The sequence below is a fragment of the Antrihabitans auranticaus genome (assembly GCF_016481275.1).
Taxonomy (GTDB): Bacteria; Actinomycetota; Actinomycetes; order Mycobacteriales; family Mycobacteriaceae; genus Antrihabitans.
Window position 1 is genome coordinate 395,559 of sequence record NZ_JAEMNW010000003.1, and the last position, 26,683, is coordinate 422,241.

General features: G+C 65.1%; 19 protein-coding genes. 12 read left to right on the plus strand and 7 right to left on the minus strand.

What is annotated here, in order from left to right; translation table 11 throughout:
• Positions 1-41 precede the first annotated feature (41 nt).
• The 3 genes from JGU72_RS16225 to JGU72_RS16235 all read left to right on the plus strand — a co-directional run bounded on the left by JGU72_RS16225 (position 42) and on the right by JGU72_RS16235 (position 5,028).
• Positions 42-1,409, plus strand: coding sequence for a 3' terminal RNA ribose 2'-O-methyltransferase Hen1 (locus tag JGU72_RS16225; protein WP_374101120.1), 1,368 nt, complete (start codon positions 42-44; stop codon positions 1,407-1,409).
• On the plus strand, positions 1,402-3,918 hold the full coding sequence (locus tag JGU72_RS16230) for a polynucleotide kinase-phosphatase (RefSeq protein WP_199684984.1): 2,517 nt from the start codon (positions 1,402-1,404) through the stop codon (positions 3,916-3,918). The genes JGU72_RS16225 and JGU72_RS16230 overlap by 8 nt, the downstream gene beginning before the upstream one ends.
• A 99-nt stretch (positions 3,919-4,017) precedes the next feature.
• Positions 4,018-5,028: a sulfite exporter TauE/SafE family protein gene (locus tag JGU72_RS16235; protein WP_199684985.1), complete on the plus strand. Its 1,011-nt coding sequence runs from the start codon at positions 4,018-4,020 to the stop codon at positions 5,026-5,028.
• Here JGU72_RS16235 and JGU72_RS16240 read toward each other — a convergent pair.
• The gene (locus JGU72_RS16240) at positions 4,921-7,557 is read right to left on the minus strand and encodes an ATP-binding protein (protein ID WP_199684986.1); all 2,637 of its coding nucleotides are present in this window, start codon (positions 7,555-7,557) and stop codon (positions 4,921-4,923) included. The two genes, JGU72_RS16235 and JGU72_RS16240, sit on opposite strands and share 108 nt — an antisense overlap.
• 87 nt (positions 7,558-7,644) lie before the next feature.
• Here JGU72_RS16240 and JGU72_RS16245 point away from each other — a divergent pair, with 87 nt between their 5' ends.
• Positions 7,645-9,834 (plus strand): molybdopterin-dependent oxidoreductase, encoded by a 2,190-nt coding sequence (locus tag JGU72_RS16245; RefSeq protein ID WP_233532494.1) that lies wholly within the window; start codon positions 7,645-7,647, stop codon positions 9,832-9,834.
• 5 nt (positions 9,835-9,839) lie between these two features.
• On the opposite strand, the gene JGU72_RS16250 is transcribed toward JGU72_RS16245, so the two are convergent.
• Entirely contained in the window at positions 9,840-10,241 is a 402-nt protein-coding gene (locus JGU72_RS16250; protein WP_199684988.1) for an AMP-binding protein, read from the minus strand.
• 113 nt (positions 10,242-10,354) lie between these two features.
• On the opposite strand from JGU72_RS16250, the gene JGU72_RS16255 reads away from it, so the two are divergent.
• The 3 genes from JGU72_RS16255 (at position 10,355) to JGU72_RS16265 (ending at position 13,829) form a co-directional block, all read left to right on the plus strand.
• A complete protein-coding gene (locus tag JGU72_RS16255) occupies positions 10,355-12,346 on the plus strand; it encodes an adenylate/guanylate cyclase domain-containing protein (protein ID WP_199684989.1) in 1,992 nt (663 codons plus the stop codon).
• Positions 12,343-13,002 carry a Crp/Fnr family transcriptional regulator gene (locus tag JGU72_RS16260; RefSeq protein WP_199684990.1) on the plus strand — a complete coding sequence of 220 codons (660 nt, stop codon included), beginning with the start codon at positions 12,343-12,345 and terminating at the stop codon, positions 13,000-13,002. Before JGU72_RS16255 ends, JGU72_RS16260 begins: the two co-directional genes overlap by 4 nt.
• Positions 13,003-13,169: 167 nt before the next feature.
• A complete protein-coding gene (locus JGU72_RS16265) occupies positions 13,170-13,829 on the plus strand; it encodes a pyridoxamine 5'-phosphate oxidase family protein (protein WP_199684991.1) in 660 nt (219 codons plus the stop codon).
• Here JGU72_RS16265 and JGU72_RS16270 read toward each other — a convergent pair.
• Both JGU72_RS16270 and JGU72_RS16275 read right to left on the minus strand, forming a co-directional pair.
• Positions 13,810-14,274 (minus strand): GtrA family protein, encoded by a 465-nt coding sequence (locus tag JGU72_RS16270; RefSeq protein WP_307828471.1) that lies wholly within the window; start codon positions 14,272-14,274, stop codon positions 13,810-13,812. The two genes, JGU72_RS16265 and JGU72_RS16270, sit on opposite strands and share 20 nt — an antisense overlap.
• A gap of 80 nt (positions 14,275-14,354) precedes the next feature.
• Positions 14,355-14,792 carry a DoxX family protein gene (locus JGU72_RS16275; protein WP_199684992.1) on the minus strand — a complete coding sequence of 146 codons (438 nt, stop codon included), beginning with the start codon at positions 14,790-14,792 and terminating at the stop codon, positions 14,355-14,357.
• A 180-nt stretch (positions 14,793-14,972) separates the two neighbouring features.
• On the opposite strand from JGU72_RS16275, the gene JGU72_RS16280 reads away from it, so the two are divergent.
• From JGU72_RS16280 to JGU72_RS16290, 3 genes are read left to right on the plus strand one after another with little or no spacing between them, the layout of a single operon-like run.
• Positions 14,973-16,394 (plus strand): FAD-binding oxidoreductase, encoded by a 1,422-nt coding sequence (locus tag JGU72_RS16280; RefSeq protein WP_199684993.1) that lies wholly within the window; start codon positions 14,973-14,975, stop codon positions 16,392-16,394.
• Positions 16,391-17,152, plus strand: coding sequence for a decaprenylphospho-beta-D-erythro-pentofuranosid-2-ulose 2-reductase (locus JGU72_RS16285; RefSeq protein WP_199684994.1), 762 nt, complete (start codon positions 16,391-16,393; stop codon positions 17,150-17,152). The genes JGU72_RS16280 and JGU72_RS16285 overlap by 4 nt, the downstream gene beginning before the upstream one ends.
• Positions 17,153-17,197: 45 nt before the next feature.
• A complete protein-coding gene (locus JGU72_RS16290; RefSeq protein ID WP_199685358.1) occupies positions 17,198-19,036 on the plus strand; it encodes a galactan 5-O-arabinofuranosyltransferase in 1,839 nt (612 codons plus the stop codon).
• Here the strand turns inward: JGU72_RS16290 and JGU72_RS16295 are convergent.
• Positions 19,023-20,315 (minus strand): cytochrome P450, encoded by a 1,293-nt coding sequence (locus tag JGU72_RS16295; RefSeq protein WP_199684995.1) that lies wholly within the window; start codon positions 20,313-20,315, stop codon positions 19,023-19,025. The two genes, JGU72_RS16290 and JGU72_RS16295, sit on opposite strands and share 14 nt — an antisense overlap.
• Positions 20,316-20,551: 236 nt before the next feature.
• Here JGU72_RS16295 and JGU72_RS16300 point away from each other — a divergent pair, with 236 nt between their 5' ends.
• Both JGU72_RS16300 and ligD read left to right on the plus strand, forming a co-directional pair.
• Complete coding sequence (locus JGU72_RS16300; protein WP_199684996.1) at positions 20,552-22,186, plus strand: acyl-CoA synthetase; 1,635 nt, start codon at positions 20,552-20,554, stop codon at positions 22,184-22,186.
• Positions 22,187-22,212: 26 nt separating this feature from the next.
• Positions 22,213-23,181 (plus strand): non-homologous end-joining DNA ligase, encoded by a 969-nt coding sequence (gene ligD / locus JGU72_RS16305; RefSeq protein WP_199684997.1) that lies wholly within the window; start codon positions 22,213-22,215, stop codon positions 23,179-23,181.
• Here ligD and JGU72_RS16310 read toward each other — a convergent pair.
• Positions 23,178-24,740: a protein kinase domain-containing protein gene (locus JGU72_RS16310; RefSeq protein ID WP_199684998.1), complete on the minus strand. Its 1,563-nt coding sequence runs from the start codon at positions 24,738-24,740 to the stop codon at positions 23,178-23,180. The two genes, ligD and JGU72_RS16310, sit on opposite strands and share 4 nt — an antisense overlap.
• A gap of 73 nt (positions 24,741-24,813) precedes the next feature.
• Entirely contained in the window at positions 24,814-26,553 is a 1,740-nt protein-coding gene (locus JGU72_RS16315) for a sensor histidine kinase (RefSeq protein ID WP_199684999.1), read from the minus strand.
• Positions 26,554-26,683: the final 130 nt, after the last annotated feature.

Genomic DNA, 26,683 nt, shown 5'->3' on the forward strand with positions numbered 1-26,683 from the left:
ATCGATCGACCGGTGGGTCAGGCTGCGGCAGACTGAATCCGGTGATGCTGACCATATCGACGACAGCGAATCCGGCAACCGACCTCGGCTACCTGCTGCACAAGCATCCCGACCGGGTGCAGGACTTCGGACAGTCGTTCGGCATCGCCCGCGTCGTGTATCCCGAGGCCGACGAAACCCGTTGCACCGCAGCCTTGCTGCTGGACGTCGACTCCGTGCAACTCGCTCGGACCCGCGACCGGTCCGCACCCGATTACGCCCTAGGTCAGTACGTCAACGATCGCCCGTACGCGGCGTCGTCGCTGCTCGCCGTTGCGATTGGCTCGGTATTCCGGACGGCTCGAACAGGCAAGTGCGACAACAGACCCCAACTCGCGGCAGCACGGATCCCACTCGAGATCACCTTGCCCGCTCTACCGTGTCGCGGTGGGCCCGACCTCGCCCGTCGCCTCTTCGAACCGATGGGTTGGGCAGTCGACACCGCCACGATAACGCTCGACGAGACGTTCCCTGAGTGGGGCGACTCGCGATACCTCCGACTGACGTTGCGGGGCGACATCAGGCTCGCCGACGCGCTGAACCACTTATACGTTCTGCTACCGGTTCTCGACGATGCCAAGCACTACTGGGTCGCATCCGACGAGGTCGACAAGCTCATCCGAGCGGGTGCGTCATGGCTCGCCGAACACCCGGAGAAGGAACTGATCACGCGCCGCTTCCTGCGGCACCGGTCGGTCTTGACACGGGCGGCATTCGAACGACTCGCGGAGCTCGGCGACGACCTCGAAACCGCGCTCGACCCCGCCGTGGACGAAGAGCCGACGAGGGTTCCACTGAACGCGCTGCGGCGCGAGGCTGTGGTCGGCGCCCTCGACGAGATCGGCGCGGCGACGGTGATCGACCTCGGATGCGGTTCGGGGCAGCTGATTTCGGCGTTGCTCGACCGCCCCGCGATCACGAAGGTGGCGGGTGTCGACGTGTCCGCTCGGGCGCTCACGCTTGCCGGTCGCCGCGTGAAAGAGCGGGCCGAACTGTTCCAGGGCTCGCTCACCTACACAGACGATCGATTTCGCGGTTACGACGCGGCCGTCCTCATGGAGGTCATCGAACACATCGACCCGCCACGCCTGGCCGCGCTCGAACAGGTGGTCTTCGGTAGGGCCACGCCGCAACACGTCATCGTCACAACACCGAACTGCGAGTACAACATTCGCTACGAAGGACTCGACGGAATGCGGCACACCGACCACCGCTTCGAATGGGATCGTGCCGAGTTCCAGCAGTGGGCGACCCGAGTCGGGGAAAGATACGGGTATTGCCTGGATATCCGCGCCGTTGGGGACAACGACCCTGACCTCGGATCACCCACTCAGATGGCGGTTTTCACGAAGCGAGGAGCCGATGTCTGAAATTTCGGTACCCGCACTGTCGTTGGTCGTGTTGGTCGGCATCTCCGGCAGCGGGAAATCGTCCTTCGCAGCGAAGCACTTTGCGCCGACGCAGGTCCTCTCGTCGGATTTCTGCCGCGGCTTGGTCTCCGACGACCAGAACGATCAGTCCGCCACATCGGACGCGTTCGACGTTCTGCACTACATCGCGAAGACACGACTCGAACGCGGCCTGCTGACCGTGATCGACGCAACGAACGTCCAACGCGACGCCCGAAAATCGCTCGTCGACTTGGCCAAATCGTGCGACGTGCTCGTCGATGCGATAGTCCTCGAAGTTCCCGAGCGAGTAGCGCTGGAACGCAACAAAACCCGGCCGGACCGCGATTTCGGTACCCACGTGATCGGCCGGCAGCACAGGGATCTGCGTCGCACGGTCGGAACGATCGAGCGTGAGGGTTTCCGGCGGGTCCACATCCTGCGCGGCGTCGACGCGATCGACTCCGCGACTATCGGCACAGAGAAGGCGTGGACCGATAGGCGGGATCTGACAGGCCCGTTCGACATCATCGGTGACGTGCACGGTTGCAAGTCCGAACTGGTCGCACTCCTGGAGAAGCTCGGCTGGCAGGTGGGTGAGGACAGCGCGCAGCATCCGGAGGGCAGGACAGCGGTGTTCGTCGGCGACCTCGTCGACCGTGGCCCCGATACTCCTGGCGTACTCCGCCTGGTGATGGGGATGGTCGCTGCGGGCACGGCGCTGTGTGTCTGCGGCAATCACGAGCAGAAACTGTCGCGCGCACTGCTCGGCCGGAAGGTGAAGGTAGCCAACGGCCTTCGCGAGTCGCTGGATCAACTGGCTGCCGAGCCCGAGGACTTCAGGAAGGCCGCGCTCGAATTCATGGCCGGCCTGATCAGCCATTACCAGTTCGATGACGGCAAACTTGTTGTCGCACACGCGGGCTTGAAGGAGGCCTACCATGGGCGAGCCTCCGGCCGCGTGCGTTCCTTCGCGCTGTTCGGTGACACGACCGGCGAGACGGACGAGTACGGCCTGCCGGTTCGGTATCCGTGGGCAGTCGACTACCGCGGCCAGGCGATGGTTGTCTACGGCCATACGCCGATACCCGACGTCGAGTGGGTCAACAACACGATCTGCCTCGACACGGGCGTCGTATTCGGCGGGAAACTGACTGCGCTCCGCTATCCGAGTAAGGACATCGTGTCCGTCGAGGCGGAGCAAGTCTGGTACGAGTCGACGCGCCCATTCCTCGATACACCGGTTCAGGAACGCGACCCTGCATTGCTCTCGATCGACGATGTCAGCGGAACGCGCCACATCGACGTCCGCCACGGCGACGGCAAGATCAAGATTCGCGAAGAGAACAGCGCCGCTGCACTCGAGATCATGAGCCGCTTCGCCGTCGATCCGCGCTGGCTCGTGTACCTCCCGCCGACGATGTCGCCGTGTGCGACCTCTACTCGCGAAGACTTTCTCGAGTATCCGGACAAGGCCTTCGCGGAGTACGCAGGTGCGGGTGTCACCGAGGTCGTCTGCGAAGAAAAGCACATGGGTTCGCGCGCAATTGTTGTGATCGCCCGCGACGAACGAAGTGCCGCACAGCGTTTCGGAGTCACCGACGGCAGCGCCGGCATGATTTACACCCGCACGGGGCGACCTTTCTTCGCTGCCGCCGACACGACGAACGAACTGGTCAGCAAGCTGCGCGAGGTGTGCGGTCCGCTGCTCGACGACCTCGGTTCCGACTGGCTCGCGCTGGATTGCGAGCTCCTGCCGTGGTCGGCAAAGGCGGACGCGCTGATCCGCCACCAATACGCATCCGTCGGCGCCGCCGCCGAAGCAGCACTGCCAGACGTGATCGAGGTCCTCGAAAAGGCAACTGCACGAGGTCTTCCCGTCGATTCGCTGCTCCGAGCGACGCGCGGCAGGCTCCACAATGCGCGAAAGTTCCGCGACGCGTACCGCCGATATTGCTGGCCGGTCGACGGTCTCGAAGGGATTCAGATCGCGCCGTTCCAGATTCTGGCCAGCGAAGGTCGAGCGCCCGCGGTTGCCGAACCGCACACATGGCACCTCGAAAAACTCGGACTGCTCGACGATCCGATGATCGCTCCGACTCGCAACATCCGTGTCGATCTCACGTCCGACGCCGCCCGCGATGCGGCGACGGCGTGGTGGCTCGACCTGACAACAGACGGCGGCGAAGGAATGGTCGTCAAACCACTCGGAGTTACGCCGACCATGTGCGCCGAGCGTCGGATTCAACCTGCAGTGAAGGTCCGCGGAAGGGAGTACTTACGAATCATCTACGGACCCGACTACACGTCGAGCCTCGATGCGTTGCGCAATCGATCGCTGGGCAGGAAGCGCTCACTCGCACTTCGCGAGCATGCGTTGGGACTGGAAGCGCTGAGTAGATTGGCCGCCGGCGACCCGCTGTGGCGCGTGCACGAGCCGGTGTTCGCGGTGTTGGCACTGGAGTCGGAACCCGTCGATCCGCGGTTGTGAGCTATAGTTCCGCGCATGCAGTCGTCGGTGGCGTTCAGGTGTTGTTGTCAGTAGCTCTGCGCTGACTACCCCCAACCCACCCCTGCTTGGAGTTCTCCGATGTTCAACCTCGTCATTTTCTCGCTGGTCGGATTCGGCGCGCAGCTTGTCGACGGCGCCCTCGGTATGGCATTCGGCGTCACCGCGACCACGTTGCTCGTCTTCAGCGGTGTCGGTCCGGCGCATGCCAGCGCCGCCGTGCACTTTGCCGAAGTAGGAACGACGCTGGCGTCCGGTATCTCGCACTGGAAGTTCGGCAACGTCGACTGGAAGCTCGTGCTGCGGCTCGGCGTCCCCGGTGCGATCGGTGCGTTCGCCGGTGCCACCGTGCTGTCGAGCCTGTCGACCGAGTCCGCGGCGCCCGTCACGGCCGGCATCCTCCTGGCCATCGGCATCTATGTGCTGCTGCGGTTCTCGATCCGTCCCCCGGCGGTCGCAGAGGCGCGGACCTCGCCGCACACGGCGAAGTTCCTCGCTCCGCTGGGACTTTTCGGCGGGTTCATCGATGCCAGCGGCGGTGGCGGTTGGGGACCCGTCTCGACCAGCACGCTGCTCTCGCGCGGCAAAACTGCGCCCCGCACCGTGATCGGCTCGGTCGGCGCGTCGGAGTTCCTGGTGGCAGCATCGGCGAGCGTCGGCTTCCTGTTCGGCCTTGGCAGCGACTTCTTCAACAACTTGCTGGTCATTGCGGGTCTCGCCATCGGCGGCATCCTCGCCGCACCGGTCGCCGCGTGGCTGGTGAGCCGAATCGCCGCAACGCTTCTCGGCACCGCGGTCGGCGGCATCATCATCCTCACCAACGCACGGACGCTGTTCAGGTCGTTCGAGATCCGCGGTGCGGTCACCGCCGTGGCTTACGTGACGATCTTCGCGCTGTGGGCCGCCCTGATCACGGTCGCGTGGCGGCGCTCTCGCCTCACGGCGGCGGAAGCTTCCGGCGACCTCACCACCCTCGAGACCCCGCTACCGCGCGGCGACGAAGGAACGGGCGACCAGGCCGGCGTCACGGCGAGTGGCGACACCGAGCTTGCCGAGGATGGACGACACGTGGTGGTCGACGGTTCGCACTGACAGGAACAGCCGCTCGGCAATCTCGGCGTTGGTCAGGCCTTCGGCAACGAGGTCCAGCACGTCGGCTTGCCGGGCGGTCAAACCTGCGGGATGGGCACGCGTGGACGATTGCGGACCGCGCGGCACTGCGGTGACGCCTCGATCCTTCAACTGTGCGCGAACCGCCGCGCTCGCTGCTTCCGCACCGAGGCTGTCGAGTATCGCGAGACCCTCCCGGGCTTTCTCGGGAACGCCGGACTCGGATAGTTCGAGCGCCCGTTCGTAGGGGTCGCCGATCAGTTCCCAGGTCTCGGTGGCAGTCTCCCAATCGCCTCGCAAACCCGCGGCCCACAGCTGCGGCACGTTGTCGTGGTCGATCGCGGAGATGTCGATACCTGCCCGCGCGCAATAGCGCAGGACCTCGCCCCATGCTGGTCCCGCGCCTGGGCGCCGCGCGTGCTTCAGCCAGCCGGCAAGGGCCAGCTCGGCGAGGTCCGTACGCCGCGTCAGCCAGGCGTATTCGGCCAGAGCCGCACCGGCGAAAGACACGGCCGGCAACGATCCTTGTTCGACCGCCGACTGCCATGCAGCAAGGAAGGTCTCCGCGGGCAGCGCGGCGCCGCAGCGCGCGAGGAGCCGAGCGCGGGTGGGGACGCTGTAGACGTGGAGCATGCCTGGGTTCTCGGGTCGCTCGACGATCTCGGTCAGCGCGCCGAGCGCCGTCGTCCAGTCGCCGCGGCGCATCCGTAGCAGCGCCGAATGCACATCCAGGTTGTACGCGTGCGAACCGAATCCACGTTCGGCGGCGAACGGTAGGGCCTCGGCGAGGCATCGATCCAACTCGTCGAGCCGCGAATTGCGATAGAGCACTTCGGTGAGGTTTGTATACGCGCGCGCCGCGTGTTCGAAGTGACCGTGGTGAAGGGCCAACCGCAGGCTTTCGCGCAGAGTCGCGATTCGTTCGTCCTCCGTGCGGTCGGGCTGTGCGAGGGCCTGGTAATTGAGGCAGAGTTCGATCAGGTCCACACGGTCGGAGTCCGACGCCAGCCGCATCGCGCGCGCCAGCACGTCGACCGCCTCGTCGCTGTCTCCCGCCAGAGCCAGGACCGCGCCGTAGTTCATCACCGCATATGCAGTCGAAGTTGGCGAACCGGTTTGCTCCAGTCCGGCGAGCGCGTGTCGCGCAACCTGGGTCGCCTGTGCGGTGTTGCCCCGCATGTAGAGATGTCGCGACAGCCTGACTCGCGCTTCACCGAGCAGCACCGGATCCCCGATTGCGACGAATCGTGTGACAGCGTCTGTGCCCGCCTGGACCGCTTCGTCGAAGCGGTGCGCGTTATAGAGCTCCCATGCGTAGTTGTCGAGCAGCCGCGCCGACTCGACGGCGTCGAGCGACTCGCGGTAGCGCAGCGCCGCGTCGAAGTGCGCGAGTGCCTGCCGGTGAGATCCCGCTGCCGCGGATTCGCGACCGGCCTGCGCCGCGTAGCGCAACACCGTCGCCGAGTCGTTGCCCGCCAAACCGTGGTGCACGAGCCTCGCGAGGTCCGGGCGCGGATGGGCTTGCAGCGCTGTGATCACGTTGCGGTGCAAAGACCTCCGACGCAGACCCGAGAGGCTCGCTTCGACGGCCCGGCGCGCGAGCTCGTGCCGAAACGCCAGACCGTCGTCGCTGACGTCGATGATGCCACTCTCTTCAGCGCCGGCCAGCACTCCGATACCTGCCTCGAGCAGCGCGTCGGCCAGCTCGAATTCGACGACCTTCGGCACCACGGACAGCCGTTCGATCGCGTCGAGGCACTGTGGTTCGAGCATGCGAACCCTGGCGAGAACTGCATCGGCAACCGTCGCGGGAACGTCGTCCCCGGCCGACGCAAGCGCCTCGGAGACGTAGAAGGGGTTCCCACCGGTCAGCCGATACACCGCGGCGGCATCGCGCCCACTGCCTTCGGCAAGCTGCGCGACGGCGGCGGCGGTCAGGGGCTGCAGTTGCAACTTCCGGACGGGCAAGCCCGCGAGGCTGCCCAGCCAGCGATGGACCGGATGGGACGCGGGCGCGCCGCCGTCTCTGATGGTGACGACGATCAGCGCCTCTGCGTTCTCGATTCGCCGGGCGAGGAAGGCGAGCACGTCCAGCGTGGCGTCGTCGGACCAGTGCAGGTCTTCGATCAGCAGCAAGGTGGGCGGCGCAGTGTGGAGTTCGGCGAGCGCGGCATCGAAGACCCCTTCGCCGCCGCCTGCCGCGAGCGCTTCCGCCAGCGGCCCACGCGTTTCGGTGGCGGCGTCGCGAAGCGGTCCGAAGGCGCGGGCGGTGTGCAGATCGTCGCAGGCACCGGCGAGGACCCGTGCCGAACCCTGTTCGGCCGACTCACGAAAAGCCTTTGTGACGGACGTCTTTCCAATACCTGCTTCGCCGGTCACGAGGACGACCGAACCGTTGCCCTTGATCGCGTCGTCCCAGGCCGAGGCGAGGACCGCGAGCACCTGCGTGCGCTCGAGCAGCCTGCCCGTCGAGTTCATCGGTTCCCCTTCCTCGTCCGCCGCATCAAGCATGCCCGCTCCCTGCGACATCTGTCTGTCACGGCGCCGACAGCAGAAGTGTCGGTACGCCGACATATAACTAGGCGCATGATGAAAGGCATGACGACAGCGCTGCGCACCTGCCCGCTTTGCGAAGCGGTCTGCGGACTGACCCTCACGCTCGACGCCGAGAACCTGGTGACAACCGTGAAAGGCGATCGCGACGACCCGTTCAGCAAGGGTTTCATCTGCCCCAAGGGCGCCAGTTTCGGCAAGCTCGACGAGGACCCGGACCGGTTGACGGTGCCGATGATCCGCGAGGGCGAGAATTGGCGGGAGGCAACGTGGGACGAGGCCTTCGCCCGGGTGCGCGAGGGCTTGGGAGCCGTGATCGCCGAACACACACGTAAGTCGCTCGCGATCTACCTCGGCAATCCCAGCGCCCACAGCGTCGCTGGTGCGCTGTACAGCGTCCCGTTGATCCGGGCGCTCGGAACCCGGAACGTCTTCTCGGCGAGTACGGCCGACCAGATGCCGAAGCATGTGTCCAGCGGTCTGCTGTTCGGTGATCCGCTGGCGGTTCCGGTACCCGACCTCGACCGCACCGATTACCTCCTGATGCTCGGCGCGAACCCGCTGGAATCGAACGGATCGCTCTGCACGGCACCGGATTTCCCCGGCCGATTGAAGGCGATCCGCAAGCGCGGCGGCAAATTCGTCGTTGTCGACCCCCGTCGGACGCGCACCGCCGGACTTGCCGACGAGCACATCTTCATCCGGCCCGGCTCAGACGCGTACCTGCTGTTCGCGATCGTCCACACGTTGTTCGCCGAGAACCTGTACACCGTCGACGTCGATGCAAACGGACTCGACGACATCCGGATCGCGTCTGCGCCCTTCGGTCCTGCCGCCGTCGCGGAACGCACAGGGATCGACGCCGACGTGATCGTTCGGATTGCGCGCGAGCTTGCAGCAGCGCCCACGGCAGCCGTGTACGGCCGAATAGGGACGTGCACCGCCGAATTCGGCACCTTGGCCCAATGGTTGGTCGACGTCATCAACGTGCTGACCGGCAATCTGGACAGTCGTGGCGGTGCGATGTTCGCGAACCCCGCGGCACCTGCTCCGAAACGGAGTAGACCGTTCTCGGTCGGCCGGTGGACCAGCCGGGTCCGCGAATTGCCCGAAGCCATGGGCGAACTGCCCGTGGCCACTCTCGCCGACGAAATCGAAACGCCGGGTGAAGGCCAGGTCAAGGCGCTGGTCACCGTTGCGGGCAATCCGGTGTTGTCGGCGCCGAGCGGTTCGCGGCTGGATTCGGCGTTCGCGTCGCTGGACTTCATGGTGAGCGTCGACCGGTATCTGAACGAGACGACCCGGCATGCCGACGTCATCCTGCCGCCGCCACCCTCGTTGCAATCGGGCCACTACGACTTCGCGTTGCTCGGCTTCGCGGTCCGCAACTACGCCCGGTACTCGCCGCCGGTGGTGCCGCTCGGCGACCGCCCGTCCGAAGCCGAAATCCTTGCCACGCTTGCGGTGATCGCGTCGGGGCAAGACGCGGATCCGGCCTTCCTCGACGAACTCATCATCAGCGACGCCCTGCGAAAAGCAGTCGCGACGCCCGGCTTGCCCGTGACCGGCAGAAATCCTGATGAACTGCGCGCAGAGTTGCAAGGCGCGAACGGGATGGAACTGCGGCTGGACATGATGGTCCGACTCGGACCGTTCGGCGAATGGACCGGTCACACGCAGGCACTCTCGCTGCAGAAGCTCCTCGACAACCCGCACGGAATCGATCTCGGACCGCTCGAACCGCGGCTTCACGAACGGCTCATCACGGCGTCGGGAAAGGTCGAACTCGCGCCCAAGCCGCTGCTGGAAGATGTCGAAAGACTGCGCGCAGGTCTGGCGGAGGCACCCGCGGAGGTCGTGCTGATCGGTCGACGGCAACTGCGATCCAACAACAGCTGGATGCACAACGTGTCGGCGCTGGTCGGTGGATCGAACAAGTGCACCTTGCTGATCAACCCCGCTGATGCGGAGCGCCTTGGGCTGGACGGGTCGGCGATCATCAAGTCGGCCGCCGGCGAGCTTGTGGTTCCGCTGGAGCCCACCGACACGATCATGCCGGGGGTAGTCAGCCTGCCGCACGGCTGGGGACACAAGGACTCGACTCAGTCCGTCGCGGCCGCGCACGCCGGGGTGAACGCAAATATCCTGACCGACGATTCGCTGGTTGATGCCTTGTCCGGCAACGCGGTCTTCAATGGCGTCCCGGTCACGCTTACGCCGGTCGCCGTTGGATAGACCCCCTAGGCGCCGGTGTGGCGCAACTCGTTCATCGACCGCGCCCACAACGCACCGCTGCGATCGCGGACGGTGAGTGGACCCGGCCATTCCTGCGACCACTCCGCGATGACGTCCGGGTTGTCGAGTTCGATCCAGTGCACCGAGCCCGGCAAGGGTGCCGAGAATTCGGCCAGCGTCAGCCCGAGATCCGCACGGGAACGCGAGATCCGGTCGATGATGGCCGCCCGCGGCAGTCTCGGATCGACAGGAACGACGTCTGCACCGACGAGTGCCACCGCTCGGTACGCGAGAACGGACTCGCCCGACCCACCCAGCGCGAGCACAACAGAGACCCCTGGGCCGACGCCGTGCTCGATCAGCAAGCGCGCAAGCTGGTTACAACGGCGGTCGAAATCTGCTGCCATCGGACTTCCTTTCTCGAACTACCTCCATTGGACGCCTGTTCCCAACCGCTCGCATCAGGAGCGTCTACCCAATTCATTGCGCCGAACTACCCATAACGCTTCAGACTGAACGAATGGGAGTGGGTGCTGCGATCCGTATCGTCGTTTGGCTCGTGCACGTAACACTTCCTGCGATCGGATTGTGGCTGTTGGTTTCCCACCCCACCCTCGATGCGCATTACGAGCACCACGGCGTCCACTTCTGGCTCGTGCTCGCGACGGCGTCGATAGCGATGGTGCTGGGCATCATTCTGCTGCGGGCGGCGCGGCTCCGTGCGGACGCGCGATTGATCCTGGTGTCGCTGGTCTTTCAGTTCAACGCGGGATTTCTCGCATTGCATGCGCTCGCGACCCCCGGAATTATCTTGCAGACTCCGAACGCGGGTTTCGTTGCGGCAACGCCGGTTGGGCTCGTCCTCGGCGGTGTTGCCGCGCTGGCCTCGGCGATCGATTACGGTCCGGTCGCCGCACGCCGAATTCACCGTTTCGACTGGGCAATTGCGGCGCTTCCGTTCCTTGCACTCACAGCGTGGGCGATCACTTCGCTGGCGCAACTGCCACCGTTGGACCGGGCGCCGGATCCAACCGAAGCGCACGGACCGCTCGTCGTCGCCGCATTCGTCGGGTCAGCGTTGTATTTGACTGCGGCCGTCCGCTATCTGCGCAACTACATCCGAACTCGCGGGATCGTCCTGCTCAGCGTGCTCACTGCGTTCGTGCTGCTGTCGGAGGCCTTGTTCGCCGTCGGTTTCGGCCGCAGTTGGCGGGCTTCCTGGTGGGAATGGCACCTTCTCATGGTCGCGGCATTCACGTTGATCGTCGTGAGCGCCCACACGCAATTTCGGCGCGAGGGTTCGGCTCTCGGCCTGTTCGACTCGGTTACGTTGCGGCAGACCGTCGCGGCCCTGGAGCGCGATTATGCGCACGCGCTCGAAGCGGTGGTCGACGCGTTGCGGCAACGTGCCGATGGCGGAGTGTCCGCGTCGGAGCCGCTCGGTGCGGTCGGCGTCGAATTGTCGAAGCGCTTCGGGCTCACCGAAAGACAGGTTGCTGTTCTCGCCCAGAGCGGTCGGGCGCTCGGGAACGAGCGAGAGCAGGTCCGCCGGCTGGGTGCACTCGTCGCGGTCGGCGAGCGGTCGAGCGTGATCGCGCGGGAAGCCGATCTTCTTGCGGAGATCCGCCGACTCGCAGCAGCCGCATTCGAACCCGACATCGTCCGAATCGGCGTACTTCGCAGTGGGCGAATGGAATTCGACGACGCCATGAAGTTCTACCCCGCAGCACTGCATCTTCCGCTCCTGGTCAAGGGAAAGCCTGCGGGCGTGCTCGAAGTGCACCGCCGCACAGGCCAATTCACCGATGCCGAAGTGGCGCTGCTGCGTTCGTTCGCGTCGCAGACGTCGGTCGCGCTGGAGAATGCGCGCCTGTACCAGCAGCTCGACGGCCTGTTCCGTTCGTACATGTCACCCGCGGTCGCTACAGCGCTGCTCGCCGACCCGTCGCAAGCCGGCCTCGGTGGCGAGATCACCGAGGTCAGCATCCTTTTCGCCGACTTGCGCGGGTTCACACCGTTTTCGGAGCGGTCCACGCCGGACCAGGTCGTTGCCATGTTGAACACGTACTACGGCGCCATCGTGCCGGTGATTCTGGCCGAGGGCGGGACGGTCGTGCAGTTTGTCGGCGACGCCGTAATGGCGCTCTTCAACGCACCGACCCGCCAGCCCGACCACGCACTGCGCGCCGCGCGCGCCGGGCTCGGCCTGCACCGCGCGATCGAACAGGTGGCAACGAGCGCCGAATGGCCGCGCTTCCGGGTCGGGGTCAACACCGGTCCGGCGCTCGTCGGCAACGTCGGTTCCGCGCAGATGCGAAACTTCACCGCGATCGGCGACACGACGAACCTCGCCGCGCGGCTGGAGGGCCTCGCCGAACCTGGAACCGTCGTGATCGGGCCGCTGACCCGCGCACAACTCGGCGACCGCGCCCGTGTGCGCAGCCGCGGTGAGATACAAGTGAAAGGCAGGCGCGAACCGGTGGTCTGCTACGTCCTCGAGGGGCTGCTGTGACAGATTTCGAATTACTGAAAGGCCTGGACGAGACCGAACGCAGGCAACTGCTGGCCACCTGCACGCCGCGGCGCTTCAAACGTCGCGACATCGTGTGCCACGAAGGTGATCCCGGCGACTGCCTGCACCTCATCAAGTCGGGTCGGCTGATCGTGCGCGTGACGACGCCCCTCGGACACGAAGCGACGCTGTCGATCATGGGCGCGGGCGATACCTTCGGCGAGCTGGCCTTGCTAGGTCCCGACGCACGCCGGACGGCGACCGTGGTCGCGGTCGAAAACGCCGAGACGCTGACTCTGAGCCGCGAGCAGCTCACGAGGCTGCGGCAGAGATACCCGCACATCGACCGGATCCTCACCGACACGCTCGCCGCTCAGGTCCGTCGACTTTCCGCGATGGTGCTCGAAGCGCTGTACCTACCGGTCGATGAGCGAGTGGTGCGGCGGCTCGCACGACTTGCCGACGTTTACGCCGGCGCTGGCGGTGTTGCCGAGATCAAACTGACCCAGGATGATCTCGCATCGATGGCCGGAACCACCCGCGCGACGGCGAACAAGATCCTGCGCGAGTTGGAAGACAAGCGGATCCTGACGCTCGGCCGCGGCACGATTACCGTCCTCGACAGGCCCAAGCTGGCAAAACTTGCCAGACATTAGCTCGAATACGACAAAGCGCCCTCACCTGCGCCGCTGCGATTCGCCTGCTCGAACCGTTTTGGCCGGATAGAATTCCGTTTTAATGGGATGCGCCACAGGTCCCGTTTGTGAGGTATGAATCAAGTCGGTGCACGAGTAAACCGGCTCCGACGACGTTAAGGCGGTCCATGTCCGAGCAGGAGCGGCCCGAACAGGAGCGGCCCGAGCACAAGCGCCCGGGCAGTGCCGGAGAGCACCGGCTTCAACATGCATTCGGGACCGAGGACCGGGCGGATCGGTTCTACGAGGATCAGGTTCTCGACCGTCTGAACGCCGCGATGATCGAGTTCGTCCGCGAGCAGGACATGGCGTTCATCGCCACGTCCGACAGCCACGGCGAATGCGATTCGAGCTTCCGGGCGGGCGGTCCGGGATTCATCCACGTGATCGACGAACGCACAGTTGCCTATCCCGAATACCGCGGGAACGGCGTGCTGGCCAGCCTGGGAAACATGTCGGAGAACCCGCACATCGGGATCTTGCTGATCGACTTCGTCGAAAATTTGATCGGCCTGCACATCAACGGATCCGCACGAATTATCGACGACGACGTCATTCGCGCGAGTGTGAAAGATCTTCCCGACGAACAGGTCCGGGGTCGTAAGCCGGAACGCTGGGTCGTCGTCGATATCGAAGAGGCCTACATCCACTGCCGCAAGCACATCCCGCGCATGATCCCCGCCGATCGGGTGCGGTCCTGGGGTACGGACAACGTCACCAGCAAGGGTGGCGACTTCTTCGGCGCAAAGGCGCAAGCGCGCCCGATCGCTATTGAATCCGGAAGATAACGCCGCGCTGTACCACGAAGTTGATCACCGTCGCGGTTCCCTGCGCGATGACGAATGCAAGCGGAACGCGCCACCACTCCTGCGGCAGAGCGTGATAGAGCACCCAGTTGATACCGACCTGCACGGCAAACGTGACGGCGTAGAGCGCGATGACGGCCACGAATCGTTTGCGGCTCGGCGGCGCGTTGAAGGTCCACCGGCGATTGATCAGATAGGCCGTGGTTGTACCGGCGATAAAGCTGAGCGATTTCGCGATGTTCACCTGAACGCCGATGGCGAGCATGAGCACGTACAGACCGAAGTCCACGACTGCCGAAAGACCGCCCGTCAGAACGAATCGGACGATCTGGGTTTTGAGGTCTACATCGGTGCCACCCGGCTCGTCGACCAGCGGCAACTCGACTGGCAACGGCAGATGCGGTTGCGGGTGCGCTGATTCGGCCACGAATCGAAACGATAGCGCTACGCGCCTGTGCGCGGTTGGAGAGTCTACGGACTCTCCAACCGCGCACGGGGGCACCGCCCCTACCGCCCCAGGATGTCGTCGACCAAGTTACGAACGCGGGCGTCGCGCAGCCACAGGCCGAGCCACACCACCACGCCGAAGTAGACGGCAAAGAGGGTGGTGCTGACCAGCGGCTTCTCGTTGATCATGTTGATCGTGACCGCGCCGCCGAGGTAACCGGTCAGGAACACAGCGCCGAGGACGGCAGTGCGCTTCCAGACATAGAGCGCGGTGCAGGCGAGCAGTACGGCGCCGATGACAGAAGTCTGGCCGGAAGGAATGCCCAGTTCGGCGCTCGCATCACGCACGGCTTGCACGCCGGCGAGCTTCGACAGCGCGTCGAACAGGAGGAACGCAACAACAAGGCCGCTGACGATTCGTCCCGCGTTGCGGGCCTTGGTCGAGATCGCGGCAGCGGCAGCGGTGCGGTGTGCGTTGTGGGCGATGGTGGCGGTCATCTCGGTCTCCTCGGTTTCTGATCGCCGCTGTCTGCGGCCTCACCAACGCGTCGCCCGAGTTCGACGGATTTCGACAAGCTCGACAGAAGTTTTTCGAAAACTTTTTGGGTGTGCCGTCCGCTGCGTGAGAAAGCCCATGATCAGTGGGAACGTAGGATCGCTCCGGTAGCCTCTACACCGATGTCCACGACAACACCGATACCCACAGGGCCGCTTCCTACAGAGCCCCGCTCATTGACCGGCTGGTCGCGCACCGCTCCGACGACGGCACAGGTGCTGTCGACCCCGGACAAGGAGTTGATCGCGAGCGCGGTCGCTCAGGTTGCCGAGCAGAACGAGTCGAAGCCGTCCCACCTCCGGCGCGGTGTCATTGCGCGTGGGTTGGGTCGCTCCTACGGCGACAACGCGCAGAACGCCGGCGGTCTCGTCGTCGATATGACTGCGCTCAGCCGTATCCACAAGATCGACGCCGATTCCCGCATGGTGACGGTCGACGCAGGGGTCAACCTCGACCAGCTGATGCGCGCCGCACTCCCCTTCGGACTGTGGGTGCCTGTCCTCCCAGGCACGCGGCAGGTCACCGTCGGTGGCGCGATCGGGTCGGACATCCACGGCAAGAACCATCACAGCGCGGGCAGCTTCGGTAACCACGTCCGGTCGATGCAGTTGCTGACCGCTGACGGAGACGTGAAGACGCTGACCCCCGCGGGCAAGAACTCGAAGCTGTTCTGGGCGACTGTCGGCGGCTGCGGCCTGACCGGCATCATCCTCGAGGCAACCATCGAGATGACGCCGACCGAGACGGCATACTTCATCGCCGACGGTGATGTCACGGCAACGCTCGACGAGACGATCGCGCTGCACAGCGACGGCAGCGAAGACAAGTACGACTACAGCTCCGCGTGGTTCGACGCGATCGCGCCGCTGCCGAAGCTCGGCCGGGCCGCGGTATCTCGCGGGTCGCTCGCCAAGCTCGATCAGCTGCCGAAGAAACTGCAGAAGAACCCGCTGAAGTTCGATGCGCCGACACTGCTCACCCTGCCGGACATCTTCCCGAACGGCCTGGCGAACAAGTTCAACTTCAGCCTGCTCGGCGAGGTTTGGTACAAGAAGTCGGGGAACTACCGCGGCAAGGTCCAGAACTTGACGCAGTTCTATCACCCGCTCGATCTCTTCGGTGAGTGGAACCGCGGCTACGGTCCCGCGGGCTTCCTGCAGTATCAGTTCGTCGTACCGCCCGAGTCGGTCGACGAGTTCAAGAAGATCATCGTCGACATTCAGTCGAGCGGTCACTACTCGTTCCTCAATGTGTTCAAGCTGTTCGGTGAGGGCAACAAGGCACCGTTGAGCTTCCCGATCCCGGGTTGGAACATCTGCGTCGACTTCCCGATCAAGCCGGGCCTGCACGAGTTCGTGACCGAACTCGACAAGCGCGTACTCGAATTCGGCGGTCGTCTGTACACCGGCAAGGACTCGCGGACCACCGCCGAGACCTTCCACGCGATGTACCCCCGGATCGACGAGTGGATCAAGATACGACGATCTGTCGATCCGAACGGTGTGTTCATGTCCGATATGGCCCGAAGGTTGGAACTCCAGTGATCAATGCGGTCGGTAATCCCCAGACGATTCTCCTGCTGGGAGGCACGTCCGAGATCGGCCTCGCGATCTGTGCCGAGTACTTGAGCAAAGCCCCGGCTCGCGTCATCCTCGCGGCCCTCCCGAACGACCCGTTGCGCGACGCGTCCGTCGCCGCGATGAAGGACGCCGGCGCGAGCGAGGTCGACGTTATCGACTTCGACGGTCTCGACACCGACAGTCACCCCGCGGTCATCGACCAGGCGTGGGCGAACGGCGACGTCGACGTGGCGATCGTCGCCTTCGCGCTCGACGGCGATCCCGAGGAACTATGGACCGACCAGCGCAAGGCTGTGCGAGTCGCCGAGGTGAACTACACCGCCTCCGTCTCGGTCGGCGTACTCGTCGGCACGAAGATGCGTGAGCAGGGCTTCGGCCGGATCATCGCGATGTCGTCGGTCGCCGGCGAACGGGTCCGTCGATCGAACTTCGTCTACGGCTCGACCAAAGCGGGACTCGACGGCTTCTACCTCGGCCTCGGCGAAGCCCTTCGCGAATATGGCGTCCGGGTTCTCGTCGTCCGCCCGGGCATGGTGCGCACCAAGTTCAGCGCGCACGTCAAGGAAGCCCCGATGACGGTCGACAAGGACTACATCGCCACCGTCGTCGTGAAGGCGTCCGGCAAGGGCAAGGATCTGATCTGGGTACCCGGGCAGTTCCGGTACGTGATGTCTGCGCTGCGGCACGTACCGCGACCGATCTTCCGCAAACTGCCGATCTAAGCGGTGGCGTCCTCGACGCGGCGGGCGGCGCAGGCGCTCGTCGAGATGCTGGTGGCCGCACTGCTTGCTGCGGTTGTCGCGACCATTGGACTGTTCGCCTTCGCACAGGTCGATTGGCCCGCGTTCAACGCATCGAATGTGACGCGCGCGCTGACGACGGTCGGCCAGTTCGCCTCGCTGGCGGCGCTCGCACTCGCGGTGTATCTGTTTCGCTCGGGCCGTTTTCCACTCGTGGCGAAGTTGCTTTCCGGAGCAGGTCTCAGCGCCTTCGTGACCGTCACTCTCGGCATGCCGCTGGCGGCGACGAAGCTGTATCTGTTCGGCATTTCTGTGGACCAGGAATTTCGGACCGAGTACCTCACGCGGCTGACCGACTCGGCTGGGCTGCACGACATGACCTACGCCGATCTGCCGCCGTTCTATCCCGCGGGCTGGTTCTGGATCGGCGGTCGCGTCGCGAATCTTGCGGGCATGGAGGGCTGGGAAGTCTTCAAGCCGTACGCGATCGGGTCGATCGCAGTGGCGGCGGTAATCGCATTCGTATTGTGGAGCAAGCTGATTCGCGACGACTGGGCCGTCGTTGTCACGCTCGCGACGACAGCGGTGCTCGTCGCGTACGGCTCCCCCGAGCCTTACGGCGCGGTCATCGCAATCCTGCTGCCGCCGGTGCTGCTGCTGGCATGGGGCGGTCTGCACAGGCCTGACGACCACGGCGGCTGGGGCGCGATCGTCGGCACCGGCTTGTTCCTCGGTTTCGCGGCGACGTTCTACACCCTCTATTTGGCGCTCGGCGCGTTCACCGTGACGGGCATGGCCGTGGTCGCCGCTTTTCTTGCGTTTCGTCGGAGCCGCACGGTCCGTGCTGCGGTTTACGTAGCGCAGCGGCTGGCGGTTGCGGGTGGTATCGCGGTAGTGATCGCACTCGTCGTGTGGCTGCCGTATCTGCTGCAGTTGCGCCACGGCCGACCTGCCAGCTCGGGAACGGCCTTCCACTACCTCCCGGACTCGGGTTCACAACTGCCGTTTCCGATGCTGCACTTCTCTATGCTCGGCGCGCTATGCCTGGTCGGCACGATCTGGCTGGCCGTCCGCGCCGCTTCGTCGCGCAGGGCACAGTCGCTCGGGCTGGGCGTTGTCGCGATCTATCTCTGGTCGCTGGCCTCGATGGCGTTCACGGCACTCGGCAGCACGCTGTTGTCCTTCCGGCTGGAAGTCATCCTGCTGCTGTTGCTGACGGCGGCCGGCTTCTTCGGGGTCGTCGAGGGCGCCCGCGCGATCTACCAGAATTTCGGCGAACCACGTGCCTTCCGCTACGGCGTGCTCGCCGTCGGTGTGGCCGGCGCAGTCGCGTTCGCGCAGGACATCCCGGACGTGCTGGCCCCCGAGATCAACGTCGCGTATACCGACACCGACGGCAACGGGGTACGCGCCGACAAACGCCCGCCGGGTGCGCCCGCGTTCTACGGCGAGATCGATTCCAAGCTTTCCGAGCTGGTTCCGCGACCGGCCGGTGACACAGTCGTCCTCACCGCCGACACCAGCTTCCTGAGCTACTACCCGTACCTCGGATTTCAAGCGCTGACCTCGCACTACGCGAACCCGCTCGCCGACTTCAACGGTCGGGCTGCGGCGATCAAGTCCTGGAGCGAGCTGTCCACGCCCGACGAATTGATCGCGGCGATGGACACGAGCCCATGGCGTGCACCGGACGCGTTCCTGTTCCGCCACGGAACCGAGGGCTACTCGCTGCGCCTCGCGGAGGACGTCTACCCGAACGATCCGAATGTGCGCCGCTACACAGTCGCCTTCCCCGAGGCGCTGTTCGACGATCCTCGCTTCACCGTGACCGAAATCGGTCCGTTCGTCCTCGTTACCCGGAACTGACGCTCAGGCTCGGATTCTCGGCAACAGACTTGCCGAGCGCGACGGGCATGGTCTCGTAACCGCGGAGAATCACTTGGTCGCGGCGCGCGGGTTTCCCATCGAGACGCAGGTCAGGAAAGCGCTCGAAAAGCGACCTGAGCGCGATCTCGCCTTCCATTCTCGCCAGACTCGCACCCAGGCAGGCGTGTATGCCGTTGCTGAACGAAAGGTGTTCGCGAGCATTGGCTCTCGTCACGTCGAACGTGAACGGATCGGCGAAGACCTCGGGGTCGTAGTTGGCGCCGCCGAGCAGCAGGACCACGATGTTGCCCGCCCTGATCGTCTCGCCGCCCACCTCGACGTCCGCCAATGCCACCCGCGCGGTCTGCTGAACGGGGCTGGCCCACAGGGTCGGGTCGGCGCGCAGCAGCTCCCGCTGATCGTCGTGCTCGAGCAGCAGCGCGATGCCGTTCCCGATCAAGTTGACGGTCGTCTCGAACCCCGCTCCCAGGAGCAGCGCGGCGGTCGCACGCAACTCGTAGTCGGTGAGGTCGCCGGACGACACCAGCCGGCTGAAGATGTCATCGGTCGGATTGTGCCGCAACTCCTCGATATGGCCGGTCAAGAATGCGTCGGCGGCCCGGATATCGACGATCGCGCGCCGGAACGCTTTCCACGGGATCCCGAGGTCCAGCAGTGCTGCACCGCTGTCGCCCCACTGGAGCGCGGCCCCGCGCATCTCCTCCGGCATCCCGAGGATCGTGCCGATGATGTCGACGGGCAGCCGCGAGGCGAACGTGTCGACGAGGTCGGCCCGCGAGCGGCCATCGAGATCGTCGAGCAGGCCATCGGTCACGTCGATCACGCGGTCGCGCAACTTCCCGATTGCGCGGGGGGTAAACGTCCGCGCAACCGGTTTGCGGTACCTATCGTGGTCGGGCGGATCGACCATCAACATCGACGGCGGCTCCACCGGGTTTGCCGCAAGTTTCAGGTCCGTTGCCTGGACGAACCGCTTGACGAGTCCGTCGGGAGTGATGGCATCCACGTTGGCCACGCCGAAGCTTGTGTTGCGCAGGATGTCCCGGCAGATCCGATGGTCGGCGCTGATCCATGCGAGCGACGTGTGGACGAGTGGACCGTGCCCCCGAATCTGTTCGACGAACGGCCGCGGATCGACTCGCCCCTGCTCGGTCATCAACACCTGAGACAGCGGCGCACCCTTGCGCGCCTGCGCCTTCAGATAGAAACGCGGAATCGCATGCAACGCCACCCACCGCAGCCAACTCCGCGTCTCCATTACTACTCCCAGTCGTCGGGAACCTCGGTTCACCTTCGAAGGTAGTGACACCGGCGTGGTCGCGCATCCTCCTCCGGTCGCATCTTGTGCCTCAGACCAGAGGACGATGTTCCAACCGGCCGCTGAAAGTAGAGCGAGTTTCTGCGTCCGCTTTGTCCCGTTCGTGGCGCAAAACGCGGATCGGCTGTTACCGTGCGATCGACATCGATCGTCGCCGCTCGCCCGGAGGAAGCATCATGAGCTTGCGTAAGCGTCTCGAACACATCGGCGAGGTCGCCAAGGCGCTCGGCACCCTTCGCGAGAGCGGGGTGTCGAACCCGCGCCGCCTGGACGAATCGGTCCGAAACGCGGTGCGCGTCGGCAAGTTCGGTCCGGCGGCAACGCTGATCATGTCGGCGGTCGGGCGGGCGCCCGATTCCGGCGGACTGGTCGACGAGCGCGGCGAGCTCACCTTCCGCCAGCTCGACGAGCAGTCCAATGCTCTGGCGCGGGGTCTGCAGGAGATAGGGCTGGCAGAGGGGTCTGCAGCCGGCATTCTGGCACGCGATCACCGCGGCCTCATCCTGTCGATGGCGGCGGCCGGTAAAGCCGGCATTCGACTCGTTCTGATGAACACGGGATTCGCGAAGCCGCAGTTCGCAGAGGTCTGCAAGCGCGAGCAAGTCAAGGCTGTGCTGCACGACAGCGAGTTCCTCGGTCTGCTCGATGCCCTTCCCGCAGACTTGCCACGCTTTCTGAGCTGGGTCGACGACGACCACCAGGTGCCGGAAGGTGCGAAGACTATCGAGTCCCTCATCGAGGGTCGCTCGACGAAAAAGCTGCCGGCGCCGAAGAAGGCCGGTGGCTTCGTGATCCTCACCAGCGGCACGACGGGCCTTCCGAAGGGTGCGCCCCGCGATAAGGTGTCCCCGCTCGCGACGGCACAGCTGGTCGACCGAATTCCCTTCCCGCAGAAGGGAACTGCGGTCATCGTGTCGCCGATCTTCCACAGCACCGGGCTGGGGACGTGGTTGGTCTGTACGGCGCTTGCCACCAGGACTGTCGTCGCGCGTCGCTTCAGCGCAGAAGGCACTCTGAAGCTGATCGCAGACAACAAGGCCGACATGCTCGTGGCCGTTCCCACGATGCTGCATCGCATGGTCGAACTACCTGCCGAAACTCGCGCGAAGTACGACACGTCGTCCTTGAAGGCGATCGTCGTTGCAGGGTCCGCGCTTTCTCCCGAGCTGTGCATTCGCACGCACGAGGCGTTCGGGCCGGTGCTCTACAACCTCTACGGGTCGACCGAATGCGCCGTCGCCACAGTCGCGCAACCGGAAGAACTGCTGCGCGCGCCCGGTACCGCGGGCAGGTCACCGATCACCTGCGAGGTCGTCCTCTTCGACGAGAACGACAAGCGGCTCTATGGCAACAACAAGCAGGGCCGCATCTTCATCCGCAGTGGCGCGCCCTTCAAGGGCTACACCGACGGTCGGCACAAACAGATCATCGACGGCTACATGTCCAGCGGCGATACCGGTCACTTCGACGACGAGGGGCTGCTGTTCGTCGACGGCCGCGACGACGACATGATCGTCTCCGGCGGCGAGAACGTCTTTCCGCAGGAGGTCGAGAACCTGCTGCTCGAACGGACCGACATTTTCGACGCGGCGGTCGTCGGCGTAGCAGACGTCGAGTTCGGAAAGCGTCTGCGCGCCTTCGTCGTTCCCGAGCCCGGCGTGACGCTCGATCCCGAAGAAATCAAGCAGCACATCAAGGGAAACCTTGCGCGCTACAAGGTCCCGCGCGACGTCGTCTTCCTCGAGGACCTCCCCCGTAACGCCACAGGCAAACTGCTGCGTCGCACACTCGAGGAGTATCAGGTCGGCTAGGTAGTCGCGCGGGTAGTTTGGCCACCATGGCTACCTCCGGTAAGTCGAAGTCGCCCGCGATCGAGCTCGAAGTCGGCGACCGGACAGTTCGGGTGTCCAACCCCGACCGTGTGTACTTCCCCGAAACGGGCGCGACCAAGTTGGACCTCGTCAACTACTACCTCTCCGTCGGAGACGGCATCGTCAACGCGCTCCGCGAGCGACCGTGCATGATGCACCGCTTCCCGGAGGGTTTGAGCGGCGACAAGGTGCACCAGAAGCGCGTGCCGCACGGTGCGCCGCCGTGGCTCGAGACCGTCAAGGTGCACTTCCCGCGCTACAACCGTGATGCGGACGAACTGTGCGTTACCGAAGTCGCCCATGTGATTTGGGCGGTGCAGATGTCGACGGTCGAGTTTCATCCTTGGAATACCCGCAGGACAGCCGTCGAATTTCCGGACGAGTGGCGCATCGACCTGGACCCGATGCCGGACTGCTCTTTCGACCGTGTACGCCGCGTGGCCGAGGTTACCCACGAGGTTCTCGACGACCTCGGTGCGATCGGCTGGCCGAAGACGAGCGGCGGCAAGGGCATTCACATCTACGTTCGGATCAAGCCGGAGCACGGGTTCACCGACGTGCGCAGGGCCGCTTTGGCTTTCGCGCGCGAGGTCGAGCGGCGCGCACCCGACGACGTGACGACCACGTGGTGGCGCAAGGACCGCGCCCCCGAGAAGCTGTTCGTCGACTACAACCAGAACGCGCGCGATCACACGATTGCGAGTGCGTATTCGGTGCGCGGCAACCCGACCGGGACGGTCTCGACGCCCATCACCTGGGATGAGGTCGCCGACGTGGAGCCACAGGACTTCACGATGGCGACAGTTCCCGATCGGTTCGCGAAACTCGGCGATCTGCACGCAGACATCGACAAAGCCGTCTTCGATATTTCTCAGCTTCTCGAATGGGCGGACCGCGACGAAAAGGAAGGTGCAGGCGAACCCGAAGGAGACTAGGCCGTCGACGTCTCGCGCAGGTGTGTCAGAACCGCCAGCACACGTCGATGATCTTCGGGTTCGGGCGCGAGTCCGAGCTTGCCGAAGATGCTGCGGACGTGGGCTTCCACCGTCCGCTCACCGAGGAACAGCGCCGCGCCGATCGCCTTGTTGGATCGACCTTCTGCCATGAGCTGCAACACTTCTCGCTCACGTGCCGACAGCTCGTCGAGCGGGCGCCGACCGCGGTGCGGCCGGGAAACCAAGCGTCCCACCAGATCCGGATCGATCGCTGATCCGCCCGCCGCGACGCGGTTCAGCGCGTCGACAAACTCATCCACGTCGGCAACGCGATCTTTCAACAAGTAGCCAAGGCTTTTCGCGCCGCCGCCGAGCAAGTTCATGACGTTCTCGGTCTCGACGTACTGCGACAGCAGCAGCACTCCGGTGTCCGGGTAATCACGCCGAATTGCGACCGCGGCTTCGATGCCTTCGATGGTGTGCGTCGGTGGCATACGGATATCGACGACCGCGACGTCAGGTCGGTGCTTCGCGACCAACCGCAGCAGTCCGTCGGCGTCGCCGGCTTGCCCGACCACGTCGATTCCTTCGTCGCGCAGCAAGCGCGCGATTCCCTCGCGCAGCAGAACCGAGTCGTCGGTGAGCACCACACGCAGCCCCGTCGATGTTGCCACGGCCCCGGGCATCGTTATGTCGAAGTCTTCGGGTGGCGCGATGAACGCGCTGCGCGCCGCTTCGATCATGTCGACGCAGGAGTCGTACCTGTCCTCACGCCGCTTCGCGAGCGCACGCATGAAAACCGAGTCGAGGGCGTTCGGAAGCTCCCGCCGTTTCGACGTGACGCGTGGGATCGGGCCGTTCAGATGGCCGTTCATGATCGTCGATGCGTGCGGTCCCGGATAGGGCGGTTCGCCCGTCAGGAAGTGAAAGAGCGTGCAGGCCAACGAGTACTGGTCCGCGCGGTGATCGATCTCGCGGCCGTCGATCTGTTCCGGCGCACCGTAGCGCAGGGTCGCGACCATCATGCCCGCCTGGGTGAGGGCAACCGTGTCGTCGAGCGCCTTGGCGATTCCGAAGTCGGTCAGCAGCACCCGTTCCCGCTCGCCGGGTACGCCCGGGTCGGCAAGCAGGATGTTCGCCGGTTTGACGTCGCGATGGAAAACCCCGGCATGGTGGGCGTAGTCGAGGCCCTTCGCAACCTCGCCCGCGATGTGCAGCGCCCGCTCCACGGCGAGCGGACCGCCGCGAACGATCTCCGACGCATCGGTTCCCTGGACGAACTGCATTGCGATCCACAGTTGATCCGCGTCGCGGCCACGGTCGAACACCGCCACGATGTTCGGGTGCTCGAGACGCGCCGCGTGGTCGGCCTCGTATTCGAAGCGCGAGCGGACGTAGTCGTCAGACGTGAGGTTGTCGTGCAGCAGTTTCAACGCGACGCGACGCGGCAGATTCGGGTGGCGGGCAACGTAAATCGTCCCCATCCCGCCGACGCCGACACCACGCTCGATCGTGTACCCGGCGAAGACGGCACCTGGCTCGAGGTCGTATGCCCCCATGGTCACCCGCCTTTGCGCTTCGCGCCTGTGCGCGCTTAGAGAGTCTATAGACTCGCCGACCGCGCACGGGGGTTCACCAGGGCAAAGTCACGGTGATGACCGTTCCGTGACCGCGCGGACTGATCAGCGCCATGTCGCCTGCGAGCGCCGACGCACGGTCGCGCAGACCACTCAGGCCGCCGCCGGGACTCATCGTCGCCCCGCCGCAGCCGTCGTCCGTCACGACAAGTTCCAGGTTTTCGCCGCTGCGCCGCAGCACAATCTCGATGAGCGTCGCGTCTGCGTGCTTCGACGCGTTCGTGACCGCTTCCGCTGCAATGAAGTACGCGGCCAGCTCGATCTGCGGTGGTGGCCGCATCGGCAACTGGTCGTCGATCTCGACCGGCAACGGCGATCGCTCCGCAAGAGAAGTCAACGCCGAACCGAGTCCACGCTCCTGCAGGACAGGCGGATACACGCCGCGCGCAAGCTCACGCAGTTCGACCAGCGCGGCGTCGAGTTCCTTCGCGCCCTGTCCCAGGAGGTCGCGCATGAGCTGCTCGTTGGGTGTGCGCTGCGCCCGCCGCAACAGAATCGCGGCCGCGACAAGGCGCTGCTGCGCTCCGTCGTGCAGATCTCGTTCGAGCCGCTGCCGCTGCGCATCCCCAGCAGCGACGATGCGCCCGCGCGACTGCCGGACCTCGTCGAGCTGGGCCTCCAACTCGGCTTGCAACCGGTGGTTGTCCAACGCGACCGTTGCCGCACTGCGCACGGCCGCGATCAACTGCGGCTGATCGCGAAGCGAACGGTCGTAGACGAGCGCGCCGACGGGCAGTCCGTCGCGCTCGAGCACGGTCGCCGCACGCGGGTCCTCGTGGTCGGCGGGTAGCGCCTGCACTCTCCCGTCGCCGTCGACGTATCCCTGCAACTCCGGTGCCCACGACCACAGGACGAGGCTGGGATCGCGCAACGCCCGCCGCAGCGCGGTCGTGAAGCTGTCGCCGAGCGGTGCCGCACCGACCTCGACCATCACGTCGCTGACCGCACCGCGAGCCACGCGATAGCGCCACAGTCCGATGACGACCGCCAGCGGGGACATCGCGGTCGCCGCATAACCGATCGCCGGTCCCCATTGCTCCAGCGAACCTGGGGATTTCACGTCGATCGAGTAGAGAATTGCGACGACGGCCGTCCCGAGCAGACTCACGATCCACAGCGGGAGAAACGCTGCACGGTAGGCCGCGGTGCCCTTTCGCCAACGCCGCGCCAGCACGCCGATCACGACGATGCCGATCAATAGATCGACTGCTCCGAAAATGGTCTGAAGCGTCTCGGTGACGGCGGGATCGTCGCGAATCAGCAGCAGGTTGATCGGTGCCGCACGTTCGCCGCCCACATGACCGGGATCGGAGAACGCCAACTCCGCCATCGCAGAACCGATGTAGTAGAAGTACAGACCACCGACGAACCACTTCTCCCACGTGCTGCGCAGCCTGCCGAGCGGGAAACCGAAAATGATGTGGATGAGGACCGCGAAGTAGGTCACGATCAGCGCCCAGCCGATCGTGAACGCGAGCGGATTCGACGAGAAGTTCAGGCCGCGGACCAGCCACAGCTGACCGGCCAGCACCATCAACCGGCCTGTGTTGTCGTGCGGGCGTGTCCGCCACGCCGCGATCCCCGCGGCAGCGAACGCCCAGCCGACCGCTGCGAACAGCACGAACTCCAAGGGGTTCTTGACAGACGTGAACGCCGGCCAATCGACCAGACCCGCGACTGCCGCGGTGAGCGCAGCAGTCGTCGACACGACTGCGAAAACGCTGGCTCTGCTCACCTTGGACCTCCTGTACCGGTATCGGATTCAGGATCCCTGGCGCAACCCCTTCTGCGCCACAGTGCTTGCACTGAACGGTCCTTACCGTGCTAACACTGTGCGCCGACCGCGTGGCAGCACGACTACCTCC

Excerpts from the sequence above, each read along its gene's own strand:
- JGU72_RS16230 (WP_199684984.1), top strand. The coding sequence starts at position 1,402 with ATGTCTGAAATTTCGGTACCCGCACTGTCGTTGGTCGTGTTGGTCGGC.
- JGU72_RS16265 (WP_199684991.1), top strand. The coding sequence starts at position 13,170 with ATGTCCGAGCAGGAGCGGCCCGAACAGGAGCGGCCCGAGCACAAGCGC.
- JGU72_RS16310 (WP_199684998.1), bottom strand. The coding sequence starts at position 24,740 with ATGGGGGCATACGACCTCGAGCCAGGTGCCGTCTTCGCCGGGTACACG.
- ligD (WP_199684997.1), top strand. The coding sequence starts at position 22,213 with ATGGCTACCTCCGGTAAGTCGAAGTCGCCCGCGATCGAGCTCGAAGTC.
- JGU72_RS16300 (WP_199684996.1), top strand. The coding sequence starts at position 20,552 with ATGAGCTTGCGTAAGCGTCTCGAACACATCGGCGAGGTCGCCAAGGCG.
- JGU72_RS16280 (WP_199684993.1), top strand. The coding sequence starts at position 14,973 with ATGTCCACGACAACACCGATACCCACAGGGCCGCTTCCTACAGAGCCC.
- JGU72_RS16240 (WP_199684986.1), bottom strand. The coding sequence starts at position 7,557 with ATGCTTGATGCGGCGGACGAGGAAGGGGAACCGATGAACTCGACGGGC.
- JGU72_RS16295 (WP_199684995.1), bottom strand. The coding sequence starts at position 20,315 with ATGGAGACGCGGAGTTGGCTGCGGTGGGTGGCGTTGCATGCGATTCCG.
- JGU72_RS16235 (WP_199684985.1), top strand. The coding sequence starts at position 4,018 with ATGTTCAACCTCGTCATTTTCTCGCTGGTCGGATTCGGCGCGCAGCTT.
- JGU72_RS16255 (WP_199684989.1), top strand. The coding sequence starts at position 10,355 with ATGGGAGTGGGTGCTGCGATCCGTATCGTCGTTTGGCTCGTGCACGTA.
- JGU72_RS16290 (WP_199685358.1), top strand. The coding sequence starts at position 17,198 with ATGCTGGTGGCCGCACTGCTTGCTGCGGTTGTCGCGACCATTGGACTG.
- JGU72_RS16250 (WP_199684988.1), bottom strand. The coding sequence starts at position 10,241 with ATGGCAGCAGATTTCGACCGCCGTTGTAACCAGCTTGCGCGCTTGCTG.
- JGU72_RS16275 (WP_199684992.1), bottom strand. The coding sequence starts at position 14,792 with ATGACCGCCACCATCGCCCACAACGCACACCGCACCGCTGCCGCTGCC.
- JGU72_RS16245 (WP_233532494.1), top strand. The coding sequence starts at position 7,645 with ATGACGACAGCGCTGCGCACCTGCCCGCTTTGCGAAGCGGTCTGCGGA.